Here is an 18,562-nt window from a genome sequence, read left to right as displayed (position 1 = left end):
AAGCGATGCGTGAGCAAAGAAAGCAGGCGTTACTGCCCAAGCTGCGCTTTCCTGAGTTTCGGGACGCGGGGGAGTGGGAAGAAAAACCACTTAAAGCCATTTGCGTTATGCAGGCCGGTAAGTTTGTTGCTGCCTCGGATATTTTTGAAGATTATAATGGTGACTCATATCCTTGCTATGGCGGCAATGGTTTGCGAGGCTACACGAAGACACACACCCATTCAGGAAAGTACCCACTCATTGGGCGTCAAGGCGCCTTGTGCGGAAATGTGAATCTGGTTAACGGCCAATTTCATGCCACTGAGCATGCTGTAGTTGTTACACCAAAAGAAGGCATCAATGTAGATTGGTTGTTTTACACGCTTGATTTGCTCAACCTAAACAGGTTTGCAACAGGGCAGGCACAACCAGGGCTATCGGTTGAGGTTTTAGATAAAGTTCCGAGCGTCGTCCCTCAAGAACCAGAACAACAAAAAATCGCCGATTGCCTCTCGTCCATTGACGAACTGATTACCCTGGAGGTCCAAAAGCTCGCCACGCTCAAGGCTCATAAAAAAGGGCTGATGCAGCAGTTTTTCCCCGCCAAAGGCGAAACCCTGCCCAGGCTGCGCTTTCCTGAGTTTCGGGATGCGGGAGAGTGGGAAGAGAGAATGCTTGGCCAGCTAGGAGAACTTGTTTCTGGCTTGACGTACAGCCCTGACGATATACGCAATGAGGGATTGTTGGTCTTAAGGTCATCAAATGTCCAGAATGGCACGATCGTATTGGAAGACAATGTGTTTGTAAGGCCAGACATAAAAGGAGCCAATCCATCAAAACCAAACGACATTTTGATCTGTGTTCGAAATGGCTCGAAATCTTTAATTGGAAAAAACGCACTTATTCCTGAGGTAATGCCGCCATGTACGCATGGCGCATTTATGACGGTATTTAGATCAAAATCGGCAACATTTATTTTCCAGCTCTTTCAAACAGAAGCATACGAAAAACAGGTGGACGCAGACTTGGGAGCAACAATTAACTCAATAAACGGTAATCAGCTCAGAAAATACAAATTCCATGTTCCTGTGCCCGAGGAACAACAACGCATAGCCGACTGCTTCTCGTCCATCGACGAGCTGATCATTGCGCAAACCCAAAAGCTCGCTACGCTCAAGACCCATAAAAAAGGGCTGATGCAGCAGCTTTTCCCATCCGTTGAATCTCAAAAGAACTTGAGTCATGGATAAGCAATTGCAAATCCTGCAACTAAACCTTGAAGCCGCCGTGCGGCGCGCCGATGCCGAAGGCATTGAATTCTGGTTCGCCCGGGATCTGCAAGCGCCTCCGGGTTATGCCCGTTGGGAGAATTTTCAAACCGCCATCCAGCGTGCCATGGAATCCTGTGAAGCCTCTGGCCATGAAGCTTCCGACCATTTTCGTGGCGTCACGAAAATGGTCGGGCTGGGCAGCGGTTCGAAGCGTGAAATCGATGATTTTATGCTCACCCGTTACGCCTGCTACCTGATTGCCCAGAACGGCGACCCGCGCAAGCCCGAGATTGCCTTTGCGCAAAGCTATTTTGCCGTGCAAACCCGCAAGCAGGAGCTGATTGAAGATCGCGACCGGCTGAGGGAATCGGAAAAAACCCTGTCGCAGAACATCTTCGAGCGCGGCGTGGATGATGCCGGCTTTGGCCGTATCCGCTCCAAAGGTGATCATGCGCTCTTCGGCGGGCATACCGCTCAGGCCATGAAAGACAAATACGGCATTGTGAAAAGCCGTCTGCTGGCGGATTTCTTGCCTGCGCTGACGATTGCCGCCAAAAACCTGGCCACAGAAATGACCAATCACAATGTGGAACAAGCCAATTTGCGCGAGGAGCCCACGATTACCCATGAGCATGTAAAAAACAACGAGAGCGTGCGCAACATGCTGGGGCAGCGCGGCATCAAACCGGAAAGCCTCGCCGCCGAGGAGGACCTGCAGAAGCTGGAACGCCGGGTGAAGTCAGAAGAAAAGAAACTGGCAAAACGCACCAGAACCCTGCCCCCGCAAGGTGACAAGGATCAGTAAGCCATGAGTAGCCCGTCATCTGGTTTTGAGAATCTGGAGGCCCTGGCTGAACACCTGCGCGGCGAGCTGGAAAACAAGAAATTCATCCTGCTCTACGCCTACAACGGCACGGGCAAAACGCGCCTGTCTATGGCTTTCAAGGACATCGGCAAGCAAGAGGATGCAAGGGATACGCTCTACTTCAACGCCTTCACCGAAGACCTCTTCACCTGGGACAACGATCTGGATGGCGATAGCGAGCGGGTGCTGAAAATCAATTCCGCTTCCCGCTTTTTCGCCGGGCTTGCGGAAATGGAAATGGATAACCGCATTCGTCCATTGCTGAGTCGTTACGCCGACTTTGATTTCAAGATCGACACCACGGAATGGGAGGTCAGTTTCTCGCGCGAGATCACGACCGGCGAGGGCGAGCAGGCCAAAACGGTTACCGTGGACGACATCAAGGTCTCCCGAGGTGAGGAGAATATCTTTATCTGGTGCTTCTTTCTTGCCATCGTGCAGCTCGCTATGGACGGGGCGGTAGCCTATCAATGGATCAAGTACATCTATATCGACGATCCGATTTCTTCGCTGGATGAGCAGAACGCCATCGTCGTCGCAAACCATCTGGTGCAATTGTATAGAGAAGCGACAAACCCAATCAATACAGTCGTTTCAACGCATCACAACCTATTCTTCAACGTACTGCATTATGAATTCAAGAATCATTTCAATCGCCAGTCATCGCAGTATGTGTTAAGTCAAAACCGGGGTACCTGCGGTTATGTCATGCGTTCTCAGAAAGGTGACACTCCATCATTTCATCACGTCGCCGCTTTGGCTGAACTTCACCGCGTTTCGCAAGGTAACACGATCCATACCTATCATTTCAATATGCTTCGAGTCGTACTGGAAAAGACCGCTTTGTTTCACGGATACGGACATTTCTCAGCATGCATTAAAAAGGATCAGGACGATGCCGATGGGATACTGCATCAAAGATTCGTCGATCTTTTGAGTCACGGAAAATACGCGCTTTTCGAACCAAGTGAAATGGGAAGCGAAACAAAAGACTATTTCCGCAAAATCCTACGTAAGTTTCTCGAACGTTATCCATTTAATCCCGCCTTATTCCCAAACGAAGCAGAGGAGCCGCCCACACCATGACCGAACAAGACCAGAAACAACTGGGCAACACCCTGTGGGGCATTGCCGGCCAGCTGCGCGGTGCCATGAACGCGGACGATTTTCGCGATTACATGCTGTCCTTCCTGTTTCTGCGCTATCTGTCGGACAACTACGAAGCAGCGGCGCAAAAGGAACTGGGATCGGATTATCCGAAACTGGAAGTTGGCGACCGCCGCATGCCCTTGGCGGTGTGGTATGCGCAGAACCTGGACGATACCGATGAATTTGAAAAACAGATGCGCCGCAAAACCCATTATGTGATCAAGCCTGATTACCTCTGGGGTAGCATCGCGGAGCTGGCTCGCACGCAGAACGGAGAGCTGTTGCATACGCTGCAAAAGGGCTTTGATTACATCGAAAACGAATCCTTTGCCAGTACTTTTGCCGGTCTGTTCTCCGAGATCAACCTGAATTCGGAAAAGCTGGGCAAAGGCTATCCTGCGCAAAACGCCAAGCTCTGTACCGTCATCAAGGCCATTGCCGAAGGCTTGGAAAAGTTCTCTACTGACAAAGATACTCTGGGTGACGCCTATGAATATCTGATAGGCCAGTTTGCCGCCGGTTCCGGCAAGAAAGCGGGTGAATTCTACACGCCACAGCAGATTTCCAGTATTTTGTCGGGCATTGTTATACTGGACAGCCAGGAGCCCGTCACCGGCAAAAAGAAGCAGCTGGAAAGCGTGTTAGATTTTGCTTGTGGCTCTGTTCGCTGCTGCTCAACGTGCGTAATCAGATTCGTAAAGCAGGCGGCACAATAGGAAAAATCTTCGGGCAGGAAAAGAACATCACCACCTACAACCTGGCGCGTATGAACATGCTACTGCACGGGGTGAAGGATTCCGAATTCGAGATTTATCACGGCGATACGCTGACCAACGATTGGGATTGGTTGCGCGAGATGAATCCGGCGAAGATGCCGAAATTCGATGCCGTGGTGGCCAATCCGCCGTTCAGCTACCGCTGGGAGCCGACCGACGCGCTGGGCGAGGACATGCGCTTCAAGAACTATGGCCTTGCGCCTAAATCCGCCGCCGATTTCGCCTTTTTGCTGCACGGTTTTCACTATCTCAAGCCCGAAGGCGTCATGGCCATCATTCTGCCGCACGGCGTGCTGTTCCGTGGTGGCGTGGAAGAACGCATCCGTACCAAACTGCTGAAAGACGGTCATATCGATACGGTGATCGGCTTGCCCGCCAACCTGTTTTTTTCCACAGGTATACCGGTCTGTATTCTTGTGTTGAAAAAATGCAAAAAGCCCGACGATGTGCTGTTTATTAATGCCAGTGAATACTTTGAGAAAGGCAAGCGTCAGAACCGTTTGTTACCGAAGCATATCGAAAAGATCATTTCGACCTATCAATTCCGTAGTGAGGAGGATCGCTATTCTCGCCGGGTGGCGATGGGTGAAATAGCGAATAATGATTACAACCTGAATATTTCGCGCTATATCAGCACTGCGAAGCAGGAAGAAGCGATTGATTTGGAGGCTGTGCACACAAAATTGGCAGCGCTGGAGAAACAGATCGATGAGGCTGCCGGAAAACATAACGATGAGGCTGCCGGAAAACATAACGAATTTCTCAAGGAACTAGGATTGCCGCCATTGCCTTAATTTTTGCGTATGCTGCAAGGCAAGTGATCGATGAAGGATCCATGCAAAACCTGGAATATTTTAATGTATGGTTTATGCAGGTTAAGGCAAATAATATGATTTTAAGAATAATTTTTTGCCGCTAACCTTGCTTTCATTATTATCCTGCACCTATAATTGCACGCGAAAATTTCCTCTTTTTAGCTTACAATGCGTAAAAGGTTTCACGTGAAACCAACCGATTAAAATCTTCTTGTGACACCTGAGTTATTAATCATTTAAGACTATGAACAATCACGCGGATTTTGACATTATTGTTGTAGGCGGCGGGCATGCCGGGACGGAGGCTGCCTTGGCGGCTGCGCGCATGGGTTGTCAAACATTGTTGTTGACACACAATATTGAAACGATTGGTCAGATGTCGTGTAATCCGTCGATTGGCGGCATTGGCAAGAGCCACTTGGTGAAAGAGATCGATGCCTTGGGTGGTGCGATGGGCATGGCGGCGGATGAGGCGGGAATTCAGTTCCGCATGTTGAATTCGAGCAAAGGCCCGGCGGTCAGGGCGACGCGCGCGCAAGCCGATCGTGTGTTGTATAAGCAAGCGATCCGCAGCCGCGTTGAAAATCAGCCGAACCTGCGGATTATGCAGCAGGCGGTGGATGATTTGATTGTCGAGGGGGATCGGGTGGCCGGTGTGGTTACGCAGCTACAGATCAGGATTCATGCGCGTGCGGTGATCTTGACTGTCGGTACCTTTCTGGCCGGCTTGGCGCATATCGGTAAAACCCATTTTAGGGCAGGCCGCGCGGGCGATCCGCCGTCGCTGACATTGGCGCAACGGTTGCGCGAAATGGAGTTTCCCGCAGGGCGGCTGAAAACCGGTACGCCGCCGCGCATCGATGGCCGCACGATGGATTATGCCAAGCTGCTGGAGCAGCCGGGTGATCAGCCGACACCGTCGTTCTCGCTGATCGATACCGGTATCCGGCATCCGCGCCAGATTTCCTGCTGGATTACGCATACCAATGATAGGACGCACGATATCATTCGTGGCGGCCTGATCGATTCGCCTCTGTTTTCCGGAAAAATCGAAGGCGTCGGGCCGCGTTATTGTCCGTCGATCGAAGATAAAGTAGTGCGCTTTTCCGCACGCGAATCGCACCAGATTTTTCTCGAACCGGAAGGCCTGGGCACGCATGAAATCTATCCCAATGGCATATCGACCAGCTTGTCGTTTGAGGTGCAGGCCAAACTGATTCATTCGATTGCCGGTTTGGAAAACGCGCATATCACCCGGCCAGGCTATGCCATCGAGTACGATTACTTCGATCCGCGCAATCTGAAGCGTTCGCTCGAAACCAAAACCATCGAGAACCTGTTTTTTGCCGGACAGATCAACGGCACCACCGGTTATGAAGAAGCCGCGGCGCAAGGATTGTTGGCCGGGGTTAATGCCGCGCTGAAAATTCAGACGCGTGATGCCTGGCTGCCACAGCGCAATGAGGCGTATTTGGGCGTGCTGGTCGATGATCTGGTGACTTCCGGCGTGACCGAACCGTATCGGATGTTTACCAGCCGCGCCGAATATCGTTTGCAATTGCGCGAAGACAATGCTGATTTACGTTTGACTGAACCCGGAAGAAGGTTGGGTTTGATCGATGATCAGCGCTGGGCGGCGTTTAGCGCAAAACAGGAAGCCATTGAAAAAGAACAGCAACGGCTCAATTCGACACGTGTGTTGCCGGGAACATTGCCGGAACAGGATGCCCTCCGGGTGCTTGGAAAAAGCATCGAACGCGAATATACCTTAACCGAACTGCTCAAGCGGCCGGATGTTACCTATCATTCATTGATGACCTTGCCGGGTGCGGGCGAATCCGTGATAAATCCGCAAGTGGCTGAGCAAGTTGAGATTCAGGCCAAATATCACGGTTATATCCAACGCCAGCGGGAAGAAGTTTCCCGCCAGGCGCAATATGAAAATACTTTGCTGCCGAAGGATATCAATTATTGCGCCGTGAAAGGACTATCGAACGAAGTACAGCAAAAACTGAACCAGCACAAACCGGAGACTGTAGGCCAGGCATCACGGATTTCCGGAGTAACGCCAGCGGCGATTTCGCTGTTGCTGGTGCATCTGAAACGTGGATTTGCGGTCAATGAATGAGCCTGCTCCCGCAGATTACGCAAAGTTTGCGTGCGCTGGATAAGGTTGTAACCGCGCCGGAAGAACAACTTGCAAAAAACATCGCGCATTATTTAGTGCTGATCGAGAAATGGAACAAGGTGCATAATCTGACGGCGATACGCAATGCGCAGGAGATGCTGACCCAGCATGTGATGGATAGTCTTGTGGTGCTGCCGCATATTCATGGTACGCACATTATCGATGTGGGTACCGGGGCTGGATTGCCGGGCATACCGATTGCGTTGGCGAAGCCGGATTGGCACGTGACTTTGGTGGAAAGCAATCAAAAGAAAACCGCCTTTTTACAGCAAGTAAAAATCGAGTTGGCGCTGAAGAACGTTGAAATTATGGCAAAACGGATAGAAGATATCCATGCGGATAAAAAAGCGGATACCATTATTTCGCGCGCTTTCTCTGAATTGGGAGAATTTATCGCGCTAACCCGGCAGTGGGCAACGATACGGAATCCCGATTGCCGCTGGGTAGCGATGAAGGCGCATTGTTCAGAGCAGGAACGCGAGCAAATTCATGTGCCATTTGTAATTGAAGACATCGTGACGTTGAACGTGCCTGGATTGAAAGCAGCACGGCAGCTGATTATTATTAAATACGATCGCGATTTGGCTGCAAGCGGTTAAGGAATAAATATTATGACCAAAATACTCGCTATTACCAATCAAAAAGGCGGCGTCGGAAAAACCACCACCAGCGTGAACCTGGCGGCGAGTCTGGCGGCATCCGGGAAGCGCGTCTTATTGGTCGATCTCGATCCGCAAGCTAATGCGACCATGGGTAGTGGTATTAACAAGCAAAAGGTAAAAAACACGGTTTATCATGTGCTGATGGGTAATGAGGAAATACAGTACGTGCGGGTGAGCAGTCCGCAGGGGAAATACGACTTGATACCCGCCAATCGGGATCTGGCTGGGGCGGAAGTGGAAATGGTGGAATTTTCCCAGCGCGAAGCGCGATTGAAAACCGCGCTGGAAGCTATTGCAAGCGACTATGATTATATTTTGATCGACTGTCCGCCGGCGTTGAACATGCTGACATTAAACGGCTTATGCGCGGCGCATGCCGTCATGATTCCGATGCAATGTGAATATTATGCACTGGAAGGATTAAGCGATCTGGTTAATACCATCAAGCGTGTGCGCAATAGCTTTAATTCGACTTTGCGCATCGAAGGTTTGCTACGCACTATGTTCGATCCGCGCAATATTCTGGCGCAGCAGGTTTCCGATCAATTGCAAAAACATTTTGGTGAAAAAGTGTATCGCACCGTGATTCCGCGTAATGTACGCTTGGCCGAGGCCCCCGGCTTTGGCTTGCCGGTTTTGTATCACGATGGCCAATCCAAAGGGGCGCAGGCTTATCTCGAACTCGCCAAAGAAATACTTGCAGGACATCTCTAACGATGTTGGTTACCATGCTGTGTTGCTTGTTTCACCTTGATTAGGTTTGAATTTTTTAGAAATGCCCACGCTAATACAGAATTGAGGAACCCATGAAATGATAAAACAGAAAGGCTTGGGGCGCGGGCTGGACGCTTTGTTATCAGGTAGTGCAGACGTCGCGCTGGTGGAAGAGTCGTTGCAAAGCATCGAAACATCCAGATTGCAGCCGGGCAAATACCAGCCCAGAACCAATATGGATCAGGTGGCGTTGACGGAGCTGGCGGAATCGATCAAGGCGCAAGGTATCATGCAACCGATTCTGGTGCGTCCAATCGATGCAGGCCGCTATGAAATTATCGCCGGCGAGCGCCGCTGGCGCGCTGCGCAGCTGGCGGGGCTGAATGAAGTGCCGGCACTGATTCGCAAGGTTGCCGATGAATCCGCGCTGGCGATGTCGTTGATTGAAAACATACAACGCGAAAATCTGAATCCCCTGGAAGAGGCAATGGGTATTCAGCGCCTGATCAATGAGTTTGGTATGACACACCAGACGGCTGGGGAAGCGCTGGGCAATTCGCGCAGCACCATTTCCAATTTGTTGCGTTTGCTGAATCTTTCGGCGCCCGTTCAGGAATTGATGATGCAAGGCAAGATCGATATGGGGCATGGGCGTGCATTGTTGTCGCTGGTACCCGCGCAGCAAATCCAGCTTGCCAATATTATCGCGCAAAAACAATTATCGGTGCGTGAAACGGAAAAGCTCGTGAACCAGATCGAACATCCGGCACCTAAAAAGATAAAGAAAACCGACCGCGATCTTTTGCGTCTGCAAGAAGACGTCTCTGAACGCCTGGGCGCGCAAGTGGCCATCAAGCCGCAGAAAAACGGTCAGGGAAATATCGTGATCCACTATACCAGTCTGGATCAGTTGGATGATATTCTCAGCAGATTCTAGAAAGACAAACTAAGGAAAGTTATGGATTCAAGATTGCTCGATATTCTGGTGTGTCCGCTCTGTAAAGGGCCGCTGATTTATAAAAAGGATGATAAGGAATTGATTTGCAAGCCCGACCGGCTGGCGTTTGCGATTAAAGACGGTATTCCGGTCATGCTGGCGGATGAGGCGCGTAGAATATCCGATGAAGTTGAAATTAAATAAGAGCCATTCGTGTTATGAATTTGAATATTAAACTTGATCCCCGGGCGGCGGCTGTTATGGGCGCATTGATTGCTGACTCAGCGTCGCTGGGCTTGCATTGGTTATATGATTCCGGGCGCATCGCGCAGATCGAGAAAACCAAGGGATTAACTTTTTTGCAACCCGATGCACGTGATTATGCGGATGTCAGCGGTTACTTTGCGCATGGTGGTAAAGCGGCGGGCGATTCATCCGGATATGGCGAGTTGTGTTTGCTGATGTTACGGCATTTTGCGCAGCACGGTAAATTTGATCGAGCAGCCTACCAGACTGAATATCGGGATTATTTAGGCCCTGGCGGCGCTTATGTCGGTTATGTCGATTCACCGGCACGCCAGACGCTGCAGACGTTGTTGGCGCTTAAGCCGGAAGAATTTCCGGAATATTCCGGCGCCGATGACGATCAGTTTGCTGCATTGGCGACGATACCGGTAGTGGTGGCTACACATGCCGGATCGCAACAAACGTTGATGATTCAAATCGAGCGAGTTGTGCGTATGACCAACCATAATGATACGGCAGTGGCGGCGGCACAGTATGCAGGTTGCGTTCTGCTGAATGTTTTGCATGGAAAGCCGATCGTCGAAGCGCTTGTGGGCGCATTGCCGAGCGCAGGAGAGAAGCTGGCCCTTTTGGTGGAAGAAGCGCTGCAAACGTGCATACTGAATAGTGCTGCGGTCGCCAAACGCTTTGGCACGGCTTGTCATGTTCTGGAGGGCATGCCAGTGATTGCGCATATCGTCCGGTACGCACCCGATTATCGGACCGCAATTGAAGAAAATATCCGCATCGGTGGCGATAGTTGCGGCCGCGCCATTATGCTTGGCGCCATCATGGCGGCCCATACCGTACAGCAAGATCAATCGTTTGCTTCGATTCCGCTCGAATGGGTGGCACGCTACAGGAATCTGACTGCTGCAGCAGATGCCTGTAGCGCCATGAGGCTGTAAAGAAAACCCGAGCTATGCTAAAGTGCTATTTTTGCAACCATAATGTAAGAGGTTAATCATGGATTATAGTTATGAATCTGATCACACCAAATTCATGCGCGAATATCTGGAAAAAAATCCGGATGTTAGAGACAAACGCGTGGAGGCGCGCAATATGTGGTGGGACAAAAAACAGGATCTGCAGGAACGCAAGCGCTTTGAAGAGTCTGACGTCCCGATGAAACCCTATGTTTATTTTAATGGTTAGCATTTTGCCCTTCTCAAGTTGCCCGTGCGGGTAATCATTCCCGTTTTTTCGGATGCATTGGGTATGAAGAAAGCGATCGTTGGTTTAGGGATATTCTTTATTTCAGCATGCGCCCATCTGGTTGACTCAAACGCTAAACCTGAACAGTTTGAAGGGCAATTGACCGGAGAGCATGCAGTGCTGGCAAATTGCGTCACCAATAAACTGCAATCCGATGGCAGATCGTTCATGCGTCCGTTACAATTCAGAAACCGGCAATATCCGGATATCGAAGCATCGGAAATTCATGCGTATGACACCCGATATTTACAAAATGCTATTGCCACTTACGCGCCTTCGAATCCCGATGCTATTTTCATTTATGCCCATACGAATCCGGAAATTCAGTCATCCGCGCAACGCAAAGACAATGATAAGGCAGTTTATGCCTTTGCCTTGCTGCTGCAGAAAATCGATAGCCACACAGTGCAAGCGTCGCTGAGGGGAGATTGCTTTATCGGTAATATGGCATGGAAAATATTACAGTCCTGCGTAGCGGCAGGACTTGAGCCTTAATTCCGGTATTCCGTGCTTGCCTGATCCATCAATTATTATTCCCCGATTTAGCCAGCAACAAATCGAGTGCGCGTGTACTCAGGACACGTTTTAGAACACCAAACAGGTAGGTTGGGAAAGTCACATAATAGCGGGGTTGTGGTTTTGTGGCCTCAAGCGCATGGATTACGCGTTTCAGCACAGCTTCAGGGGGCAGCGTAAAAGGAACCGCGGGCCCCGGCTTATTCAGGCGCCCCAATACGCCCTGGTATTTTTCACGATGAAAGCTGTTTTCGATGTCGACATATTTTTCCAGCGCTTTGACTGCATTTAGACGAAATTTGCTGGCAATCGGCCCAGGTTCGATCAGGCTGACATGGATATTGCTGCCTTTCAATTCCAGGCGTAAGGTATCGCTGAGTCCTTCGATGGCGTATTTGGAGGCGTTGTATGCTCCACGGAAAGGCAACGCCACGAAGCCGAGCACCGAACTGTTCTGAATAATCCGGCCGTAACCTTGCCGGCGCATAACCGGTAGCGCCAGATTGGTCAATTCCTGCCAGCCGAACACGTTGGTTTCGAACTGCGCGCGCAAAGCATCGCGATTCAAATCCTCCACCGCACCGGGTAATCCATAGGCGCCATTGTTGAATAGCGCATAAAGCTCGCCATCAGTGCGGCGCAGGACTTCCTCAAAGGCAAACTGAATCGAGTTTGAATCGTTCAAGTCCAGGCGAAAGCTTTCCAGGCCCTCCTCCAGCAATGCTGCGACACTGTCCCGCCGCCGGGCGGTTGCAAACACGCGATAACCGCGTTGATGCAATGCCTTGGCAACACAGTGACCGATTCCGCTGGAACAACCGGTAATGAGTATGGTTTTTTTCATTGGTGCGAATTAACCCTAAAAAATTGTAATTTTCATAGCGTGATTATTCATAGCTTGACAATGGATTCAATGCGAAGATAGCATCAATCTCTGTCGCAAGGCTTTATTCGATGAAAATACCATAACTGAAGAACCCGCATGGCAAAAATTTTATTCAGGCTTAATGGCGTGCCCGATGATGAAGCCTATGAAGTACGCGAATTGCTGACCAACAATGCAATTGATTATTATGAAACCACGCCGGGAAACTGGGGGGTATCGATGCCTGCAATCTGGCTCCATGATGAAGGTCAGTTTGAAAAAGCACGCGCGCTGCTGGATACCTATCAGAACGAGCGCACCACCAGAATGCGCGAAGAATACGATCGCCTGAAACGGGAAGGCAAGAATCAAACTTTTTTCGATGCAGTCAAGCAAAAGCCGGTCAGTTTTACAATCCATCTGGCATTGGCTTTGCTCGTCATTTATTTATCGATCAGGCTGGTTCTCGATCTGGCGCCCTAGCAGAACGGCTAGCAAGTTAACAATATTCAGAGGCTGAATACGGTATCATAATCATCTCAAGACTGCTTTATCCCGCAATATTTATCAAGGAGAAGAAACATGAGAAATACATTCAGAGCAATTGTCGCCGTTTTTGCAATCACCCCTCTGCTTGCCCAGGCTGGCGGGGATCCCGAATACGTTAAATTTCCTGACGACTATGCTAAGGCCTTTACACAATATGCCACAATAAACCGCGCGAATCAGACTCAAGTAGCCAAGCTATATGCCAATGAAACAGCAATTTCCAATTATCAGCAAGGAAACCCCGGCGATTCTGGCGCTGTCGTGGTCATGGAAATCTATACGCCCAAGGCAGATGCGGCAGGCAAGCCGATTCCCGGTAGCGACGGTATCTTTGAAATCGATTCGCTGGCTGCTATTGGCGTAATGGAAAACAGAAGCGATTGGGATGCAGCTTTCCCCAAAGAAAATCGCTCCGGAGACTGGGGGTTTGCCCTTTACAATCCCGATGGCAGCGCGAAAAGCAACGAATTGACTTGTGCGCAGTGCCACAACCCGTTACAGGCTCAGGATTTCCTGTTTACTTATCAAAAACTGGTTGATTTTGTGAAAAAATAATCAACTTCAACTTATTGATTGGATGATTATAGCTTTTATGATCATCCAATCAGTTGTCTGGTTTACGTCATCTGCCTGGGGAGCTGATCAAGGGTGAACGCCACGCTTTGCAGCGCAACGTTGATCGATAAGCTGTTAGAAAACGCCCCTAATTCCTCCGATAATAGCTCGTCCGGCCATGGGGGCCGTATCTTTCAGGAAAGAAGTATGCATGCGGATATCGCTATCCAATAGATTCCTGCCCTGCAAGAACAGCATGTAATTGACGGATTGAGTCAGTTTCATGTGATAACCGATTTCGGTATTCATCAAGGTGTAGCCGGGTGTTTCAGTTTCCAGTACAGCGATTCGATCTTGACGGACAACGCGGGTCAGATTGAAATTGGCCTGCCACTTATTTTGGGTAAGGTTCAGATCAAAACCGAATCGTTGTGGCGTGATGCGTGGAATATTACCATTGTCTTTTAGCTTGCCATAGACGGTATCCGTGAATAAACGCAAATTGACGGTATCCGGCAGCAGCGCGATGTTGGCTTCAGCTTCCAAACCATAAAATCTTGCCCGGGTTTGAGAAAAGTCCTGAACTAAAAATGAGCCATTGACTTCCACGATGCCTTCGTCATCAACTCGGTCAGCAATTCCATCATTATTGCTATCACGGCTTTGTTGAAAAATATAATCGTTGATATGGTTATAAAATAAATTCACTCTTCCGGTAATTCTGCCTGTGGTTTTTTGTAAAGCGACATCAAAGTTATTGGATGTTTCTTTGTTTAAGGCGGAATTGCCTTGTTCAAACGTGTTGGTCGCGATATGCACGCCGTCGGCAAACAGGGCTACGGTATTCGGTGCGCGTTGTCCACGTGTGGCGGTAAGATCGAGCTGATAGCCCTCGATAAATTTCCAGGCGGCGCCTGCGGATACGCTGTACAAATTAAAGTTACGTGTCTGCAGTATTGCTGCGCGTGGATTATGGTTCGAATGCTCAAACCGCCCGCCGATTTCAAACTGCCATTGTTGCCAGTTGCGTTTCTCAACCATGAATATGCCGGCAGATTGCGACAGGCTGGCTGGTACGAAGGCTTCTTCACCTTTTGCAGTAAAATTGCGGTGCTGTAGCTGCACGCCCATAATGCCCTGCCACTGCGCGACAGGCGCATGCGTTAATTCGGCGCGGCCTTCCAATTCATCATTCTTAAAACGACTGCCAGTTTCGCCGCTCTGTTCAAGTTCTTTATGCTGATAATCATTATAGTTAAAACGTGTTCTTAATTGCTGAAACCCTTTGAATGGGTTATCCAGATCACCAGCCAGACTGTAACGCGTTTGGCCCATATCAATTTTTGCGCCTTCCGGCCCGGGGATACCGTAGAAATTTTCTAATTTTGAAATCGACATACCCACAAACCCTCGTTCACCAATATAAGCGCTGCCTGCTGATAAATTGCTGGAATCAATGGCGCTATTTCTGACAAATCCGATTTCGCTCTCCGGATCGTTCGGATTGGCTCGGCCGGGAATATGAATATCGTTGGTTTTTCTTTTCATGCCTTCAATATTCCACGAAATCCGGCCCTTACTACCTGATGCTGTAAGCACTCCGCTGCGTTCTTCCAGAGCGGAATTGAAACGTCCTTCAAAGTTGGCTTGCGGTGTTTTGAATAAACGATCCGGAATGCGATCATTTAGCACATTCACGACACCGCCGGATATACCGCTGCCATAAAGTAATGTCGATGGCCCCCGCAGTATTTCAATGCGGGTGGCATTTAAGGTTTCTGTCGCAACAGCATGATCCGGGCTGATGACAGAAACGTCTCCCGTACTCATGCTATTTTCCATTATACGAACACGCTCGCCGTCCTGCCCGCGGATGATCGGGCGGCCAGCACCCGGACCAAAACTGCTGGAAGTGACTCCAAGCTCGTGTGCAAGCGTGTCTCCCAGATTGGCTTCACGTTTCTGGCGCAAGCGATCACGCTGAATAATCACGTCAGCCTTGATCCCGGTTGATTCCGCCGAGCTTGTAGTCGGCGCGGTTATCTTGACACCCGGCAATTGGATATTCCCGGGAGCGCTTTGTGCGCAAATATTCGATGTATCCAGGGAGAATACAATGAGTATGATAGCCGTTTGTTTAAATAGCGCTGTTTGCATAATAACTATCTATCATGATCTGGTTTTCTGTGATCAGCATAGTCCATACCACTTTCCTGATTGAATAAGCGGTTATAGTGCAACTGAGTTGCAGCAAGGGTGCTGATCAATCAACAGTAATTAACTCCGTCAAAACCATCTATCGACTGCTGGATGGCTGGGTCAGAGCAGGATTATTTGTTTAAGAAACAGAAAAACCGGAAGGCGGTGCGCGTGAATAATAGGAAGGTGTTTTACTATCGGAATGCCACCTTATTGCCCATAACGGCAAGCGGTGGCGAGTAACTGAAATGCATAGAAGCAATCCTGATGCAATCAAAAAGAGATTGAGCGCGGTGAGCGCGAGACAATCCAGGCAGATTTCATCAAGATCGATGTCATTGTCAATGACATCGACTAAATCGGCTTGTGCGTAGTGCGTGAAAGCATGCGCCATCAAGAACACCGGTACGCACAATACAGCAAGCGTAAGAATTAAGAAAAAGCTTTTGCGTATCATCGTCAACAGCAATTGGCGCAAAGACCTTTGACCGTCAATTCAATTTCCTGAAAGCGGTAGCCGGTCGGTAATGGCCAGCTTTGCTCAGTCGGCAAGCTATCCAGGCAAATCACTTGTGCGCAACCGGTGCATTTGAAGTGTGCATGTTGATGTGAATGCGATTCATGATTCGCATGATAGCGCCATACCCGGTCGTCACTGGTTATTTTGTGAATGAGACCATTTTCAACAAGCCACTCCAGCGTACGGTATAAAGTCACTCGATCCAATTGTAATGATTGCGGAAGACGTTGCTCGATTTCACGATGCGTAATGGCTTTCTGCTCAGCCAACAATGTGGCGAGTATTCCAATACGACCCGCTGTCGCACGCCCACTGTGGTGCAGAATCATGTTTTCAGCAGTATGGTAAAATTTATTTGGCATGTTGATACAAATGCAACAATGTTGCGTCATTGTAGTGAAATGATTCTCCAGGCGCAACAAGTGATTTACTTTGATAAGAATGCACCGCATGGGTTTTATGGTTGATCGCTTGCAACTATCCACGCTCCTCCGAACAAAATATCCGGATTTAATTGATTCAGTCAGAAATTCTTTGCGGACAGATATGATTCGGGTGTCTTCAGAGCACGATTTCTTGTCAAAATTGCATCTTATATGCATCTATCGAAACACAATTAATTGACACTATCTACTCATGCTATGAGATTAGCGTAAAATGCCAAGTTCGCCTTGGTAGCTCAGTGGATAGAGCAACCCCCTCCTAAGGGGTAGGTCGCACGTTCGATTCGTGTTCAGGGCGCCAATAGAATCATTAACTTAGCTCCGCTTTTCTATCCACTGAATGTCTATTTCGTCACAATTTCAGCACAGTTTATGTGAAATGAGGCGAAAATGGCAACAATTACCAAAATCCCATCAGGAACCTTTAAAGTTCAAATAAGAAAGGTTGGGATACCTGCAATTACAAAAACCTGCAAAACCAAAACAGATGCTCAAAAATGGGCAAGGCTTATTGAATCTGAAATGGATAGGGGCATATTCATCAATAGACAAGAAGCCGACAGAGTCACTGTTGCAGAACTGATTGACAGATACATTCAGGAAGTTACCCCACTGAAACGATCAGCAATAAAAGATAAACAACGAATGCTTTATCTAAAAAAGCAATTTGGCCATTACGTAGTCAGTCAGCTACAAAGCAAACACATCGCAGCACACCGAGACAAACGACTAGCCGAAGGAAAACAAGGATCAACAGTTATTAAAGAAATAGGATCAATGTCTCACCTATTGGATATATCAATAAAAGACTGGGGTATTCCACTCATAAATAATGTTGCCACGCTAGTACGCAAACCTAAACAATCTAGGGGACGTGATAGACGGCTTGTAGAAGATGAAGAACATATGCTGTTACAAGCAGCAAAAAACAGTAAATCTCCTTTGCTCGCACCTATGATCTTATTAGCTCTTGAAACGGGAATGAGACTGGGCGAATTGCTATCACTAGACTGGAATAATATAGACTTAAAGAAACAGACTGCACTATTGCCTATTACCAAGAATGGCGACTCAAGAACAGTGCCGCTATCCAAAAAAGCAATCGAAACACTAAAAGGAATTCCGCGTAAGCTTAATGACTCAAGGGTATTTTGGACTTGGCTTCGAGCTGATAGCTTTGAAAATGCTTGGCGAAGGATGCTCAACAAAACAACCATTCAAAATTTAAGATTCCACGACCTGAGGCATGAAGCCTGCTCAAGATTCTTTGAACGAGGTTTCAATATCATGGAAACAGCACACATCAGCGGCCATAAAACGCTGCAACAACTAAAAAGATATACTCACCTGAAAGCGGAAGACATTGTAATTAAGATGAATGCGCAAAAATAAGTTTAAAAGTCGGTCATTAAGAAAAACTTTTGGGTACCGATAAATAATGCACTGACTTATTAAATACGCCACCACTTAATAATTTAAGTAAATTCGTTTATAGAACAAGCAAATAAAATCTTATATCTAAAATAACCATTATTAGAATAATAGCTAGCTTCATAGCTATTTATCATATTGATAATACTTAATTAATAGGTGTGCCATCAGTTAAGTAAAAATAATGCTTATCTGTCAATTCCTGAGTAACAATATGATTATATTAATAATTAGCAAATAGACTACTAGCAGAGTTGCTTTATTAGGATTTAGGCTACTAATTGAACGAAAATAAAGATTACTACGCAATTTTAGGCGTAACACCATTGGCTGATAATGTCGTTATTCGAGCTGCATACAAAGCTCTTGCTCAACGTTATCATCCAGATAAATAAAAAATAATCTTTTTTGGGGAATTTTTGGAATCGTAAAAAAGCTACCTTTTCGAGTTTCCTTTCTTTTTTATACCTAGTGGCACATCTGATTGGAAGTGCGGTAGACATATTCTCTAAACATTGATTTTATACCGAAGAGCACCAATCAATGTGCTCTCAAAGTTTTTGTGAAACACTGGATTAATTCGATTTAATTTACACATAACCGATTAAAATAAATCATAAGGCTTTAT

21 protein-coding genes and 1 tRNA gene are annotated in these 18,562 nt (G+C 48.2%); 18 read left to right on the top strand and 4 right to left on the bottom strand.

The features are described from left to right. Nucleotides 1-5: 5 nt before the first annotated feature. From C4S39_RS02170 to C4S39_RS02115, 13 genes are all read left to right on the top strand, one after another. Nucleotides 6-1,229: a restriction endonuclease subunit S gene (locus C4S39_RS02170; RefSeq protein ID WP_103965418.1), complete on the top strand. Its 1,224-nt coding sequence runs from the start codon at nt 6-8 to the stop codon at nt 1,227-1,229. Next, a complete protein-coding gene (gene dinD / locus C4S39_RS02165; protein ID WP_103965417.1) occupies nt 1,222-2,055 on the top strand; it encodes a DNA damage-inducible protein D in 834 nt (277 codons plus the stop codon). The genes C4S39_RS02170 and dinD overlap by 8 nt, the downstream gene beginning before the upstream one ends. Before the next feature lie 3 nt (nt 2,056-2,058). After that, nucleotides 2,059-3,201 (top strand): AAA family ATPase, encoded by a 1,143-nt coding sequence (locus tag C4S39_RS02160; protein ID WP_103965416.1) that lies wholly within the window; start codon nt 2,059-2,061, stop codon nt 3,199-3,201. Beyond that, nucleotides 3,198-3,980: a type I restriction-modification system subunit M N-terminal domain-containing protein gene (locus C4S39_RS15640; RefSeq protein WP_258039235.1), complete on the top strand. Its 783-nt coding sequence runs from the start codon at nt 3,198-3,200 to the stop codon at nt 3,978-3,980. The genes C4S39_RS02160 and C4S39_RS15640 overlap by 4 nt, the downstream gene beginning before the upstream one ends. Continuing rightward, complete coding sequence (locus C4S39_RS15635) at nt 3,944-4,834, top strand: SAM-dependent methyltransferase (RefSeq protein ID WP_258039234.1); 891 nt, start codon at nt 3,944-3,946, stop codon at nt 4,832-4,834. Before C4S39_RS15640 ends, C4S39_RS15635 begins: the two co-directional genes overlap by 37 nt. A gap of 265 nt (nt 4,835-5,099) precedes the next feature. Then, nucleotides 5,100-6,983: a tRNA uridine-5-carboxymethylaminomethyl(34) synthesis enzyme MnmG gene (mnmG, locus tag C4S39_RS02150; RefSeq protein WP_103965415.1), complete on the top strand. Its 1,884-nt coding sequence runs from the start codon at nt 5,100-5,102 to the stop codon at nt 6,981-6,983. Next, a complete protein-coding gene (gene rsmG / locus C4S39_RS02145) occupies nt 6,980-7,642 on the top strand; it encodes a 16S rRNA (guanine(527)-N(7))-methyltransferase RsmG (protein WP_103965414.1) in 663 nt (220 codons plus the stop codon). Before mnmG ends, rsmG begins: the two co-directional genes overlap by 4 nt. 12 nt (nt 7,643-7,654) lie before the next feature. Then, on the top strand, nt 7,655-8,419 hold the full coding sequence (locus tag C4S39_RS02140; protein WP_103965413.1) for a ParA family protein: 765 nt from the start codon (nt 7,655-7,657) through the stop codon (nt 8,417-8,419). Nucleotides 8,420-8,516: 97 nt separating this feature from the next. Further along, a complete protein-coding gene (locus C4S39_RS02135) occupies nt 8,517-9,356 on the top strand; it encodes a ParB/RepB/Spo0J family partition protein (protein ID WP_103965412.1) in 840 nt (279 codons plus the stop codon). A gap of 21 nt (nt 9,357-9,377) precedes the next feature. After that, a complete protein-coding gene (locus C4S39_RS02130; RefSeq protein WP_103965411.1) occupies nt 9,378-9,560 on the top strand; it encodes a Trm112 family protein in 183 nt (60 codons plus the stop codon). Nucleotides 9,561-9,574: 14 nt separating this feature from the next. Continuing rightward, nucleotides 9,575-10,549, top strand: a complete 975-nt coding sequence (locus tag C4S39_RS02125; protein WP_103965410.1) for an ADP-ribosylglycohydrolase family protein — start codon at nt 9,575-9,577, stop codon at nt 10,547-10,549. Nucleotides 10,550-10,607: 58 nt separating this feature from the next. Further along, the gene (locus tag C4S39_RS02120; RefSeq protein WP_103965409.1) at nt 10,608-10,796 is read left to right on the top strand and encodes a DUF3460 family protein; all 189 of its coding nucleotides are present in this window, start codon (nt 10,608-10,610) and stop codon (nt 10,794-10,796) included. A gap of 63 nt (nt 10,797-10,859) precedes the next feature. Then, nucleotides 10,860-11,351: a hypothetical protein gene (locus tag C4S39_RS02115; RefSeq protein ID WP_103965408.1), complete on the top strand. Its 492-nt coding sequence runs from the start codon at nt 10,860-10,862 to the stop codon at nt 11,349-11,351. 28 nt (nt 11,352-11,379) lie between these two features. Here C4S39_RS02115 and C4S39_RS02110 read toward each other — a convergent pair whose 3' ends face one another. Beyond that, entirely contained in the window at nt 11,380-12,216 is an 837-nt protein-coding gene (locus C4S39_RS02110; protein ID WP_103965407.1) for an SDR family oxidoreductase, read from the bottom strand. Nucleotides 12,217-12,354: 138 nt separating this feature from the next. On the opposite strand from C4S39_RS02110, the gene C4S39_RS02105 reads away from it, so the two are divergent. Next, a complete protein-coding gene (locus C4S39_RS02105) occupies nt 12,355-12,720 on the top strand; it encodes a DUF6164 family protein (RefSeq protein WP_103965406.1) in 366 nt (121 codons plus the stop codon). A gap of 99 nt (nt 12,721-12,819) precedes the next feature. Beyond that, nucleotides 12,820-13,341, top strand: a complete 522-nt coding sequence (locus tag C4S39_RS02100) for a cytochrome P460 family protein (protein WP_103965405.1) — start codon at nt 12,820-12,822, stop codon at nt 13,339-13,341. 135 nt (nt 13,342-13,476) lie between these two features. Here C4S39_RS02100 and C4S39_RS02095 read toward each other — a convergent pair whose 3' ends face one another. The 3 genes from C4S39_RS02095 to C4S39_RS02085 form a co-directional block, all read right to left on the bottom strand. Continuing rightward, the gene (locus C4S39_RS02095) at nt 13,477-15,498 is read right to left on the bottom strand and encodes a TonB-dependent receptor (protein WP_103965404.1); all 2,022 of its coding nucleotides are present in this window, start codon (nt 15,496-15,498) and stop codon (nt 13,477-13,479) included. A 181-nt stretch (nt 15,499-15,679) separates the two neighbouring features. Continuing rightward, nucleotides 15,680-15,997 (bottom strand): hypothetical protein, encoded by a 318-nt coding sequence (locus C4S39_RS02090; protein WP_103965403.1) that lies wholly within the window; start codon nt 15,995-15,997, stop codon nt 15,680-15,682. Between the two features lie 2 nt (nt 15,998-15,999). Further along, nucleotides 16,000-16,422, bottom strand: a complete 423-nt coding sequence (locus C4S39_RS02085) for a Fur family transcriptional regulator (protein ID WP_103965402.1) — start codon at nt 16,420-16,422, stop codon at nt 16,000-16,002. 306 nt (nt 16,423-16,728) lie between these two features. Here C4S39_RS02085 and C4S39_RS02080 point away from each other — a divergent pair. The 3 genes from C4S39_RS02080 (at nt 16,729) to C4S39_RS02070 (ending at nt 18,329) form a co-directional block, all read left to right on the top strand. Next, nucleotides 16,729-16,804: transfer RNA gene (locus C4S39_RS02080), tRNA-Arg, on the top strand. 89 nt (nt 16,805-16,893) lie between these two features. After that, nucleotides 16,894-17,895, top strand: a complete 1,002-nt coding sequence (locus C4S39_RS02075; protein WP_103965401.1) for a site-specific integrase — start codon at nt 16,894-16,896, stop codon at nt 17,893-17,895. 320 nt (nt 17,896-18,215) lie between these two features. Continuing rightward, nucleotides 18,216-18,329, top strand: a complete 114-nt coding sequence (locus tag C4S39_RS02070) for a J domain-containing protein (RefSeq protein ID WP_103965400.1) — start codon at nt 18,216-18,218, stop codon at nt 18,327-18,329. Nucleotides 18,330-18,562: the final 233 nt, after the last annotated feature.

It is taken from the genome of Nitrosomonas ureae, assembly GCF_900108305.1.
Classification (GTDB): Bacteria; Pseudomonadota; Gammaproteobacteria; order Burkholderiales; family Nitrosomonadaceae; genus Nitrosomonas; species Nitrosomonas ureae_B.
This window is presented reverse-complemented; position numbering and strand designations above follow the sequence as displayed.

Excerpts from the sequence above, each read along its gene's own strand:
- C4S39_RS02075 (WP_103965401.1), top strand. The coding sequence starts at position 16,894 with ATGGCAACAATTACCAAAATCCCATCAGGAACCTTTAAAGTTCAAATA.
- C4S39_RS02100 (WP_103965405.1), top strand. The coding sequence starts at position 12,820 with ATGAGAAATACATTCAGAGCAATTGTCGCCGTTTTTGCAATCACCCCT.
- C4S39_RS02120 (WP_103965409.1), top strand. The coding sequence starts at position 10,608 with ATGGATTATAGTTATGAATCTGATCACACCAAATTCATGCGCGAATAT.
- C4S39_RS02115 (WP_103965408.1), top strand. The coding sequence starts at position 10,860 with ATGAAGAAAGCGATCGTTGGTTTAGGGATATTCTTTATTTCAGCATGC.
- C4S39_RS02095 (WP_103965404.1), bottom strand. The coding sequence starts at position 15,498 with ATGCAAACAGCGCTATTTAAACAAACGGCTATCATACTCATTGTATTC.
- C4S39_RS02085 (WP_103965402.1), bottom strand. The coding sequence starts at position 16,422 with ATGCCAAATAAATTTTACCATACTGCTGAAAACATGATTCTGCACCAC.
- rsmG (WP_103965414.1), top strand. The coding sequence starts at position 6,980 with ATGAGCCTGCTCCCGCAGATTACGCAAAGTTTGCGTGCGCTGGATAAG.
- C4S39_RS02135 (WP_103965412.1), top strand. The coding sequence starts at position 8,517 with ATGATAAAACAGAAAGGCTTGGGGCGCGGGCTGGACGCTTTGTTATCA.
- C4S39_RS02160 (WP_103965416.1), top strand. The coding sequence starts at position 2,059 with ATGAGTAGCCCGTCATCTGGTTTTGAGAATCTGGAGGCCCTGGCTGAA.
- C4S39_RS02090 (WP_103965403.1), bottom strand. The coding sequence starts at position 15,997 with ATGATACGCAAAAGCTTTTTCTTAATTCTTACGCTTGCTGTATTGTGC.
- C4S39_RS02105 (WP_103965406.1), top strand. The coding sequence starts at position 12,355 with ATGGCAAAAATTTTATTCAGGCTTAATGGCGTGCCCGATGATGAAGCC.
- mnmG (WP_103965415.1), top strand. The coding sequence starts at position 5,100 with ATGAACAATCACGCGGATTTTGACATTATTGTTGTAGGCGGCGGGCAT.
- C4S39_RS02130 (WP_103965411.1), top strand. The coding sequence starts at position 9,378 with ATGGATTCAAGATTGCTCGATATTCTGGTGTGTCCGCTCTGTAAAGGG.
- C4S39_RS02110 (WP_103965407.1), bottom strand. The coding sequence starts at position 12,216 with ATGAAAAAAACCATACTCATTACCGGTTGTTCCAGCGGAATCGGTCAC.
- C4S39_RS02140 (WP_103965413.1), top strand. The coding sequence starts at position 7,655 with ATGACCAAAATACTCGCTATTACCAATCAAAAAGGCGGCGTCGGAAAA.
- dinD (WP_103965417.1), top strand. The coding sequence starts at position 1,222 with ATGGATAAGCAATTGCAAATCCTGCAACTAAACCTTGAAGCCGCCGTG.
- C4S39_RS15640 (WP_258039235.1), top strand. The coding sequence starts at position 3,198 with ATGACCGAACAAGACCAGAAACAACTGGGCAACACCCTGTGGGGCATT.
- C4S39_RS02125 (WP_103965410.1), top strand. The coding sequence starts at position 9,575 with ATGAATTTGAATATTAAACTTGATCCCCGGGCGGCGGCTGTTATGGGC.
- C4S39_RS02170 (WP_103965418.1), top strand. The coding sequence starts at position 6 with ATGCGTGAGCAAAGAAAGCAGGCGTTACTGCCCAAGCTGCGCTTTCCT.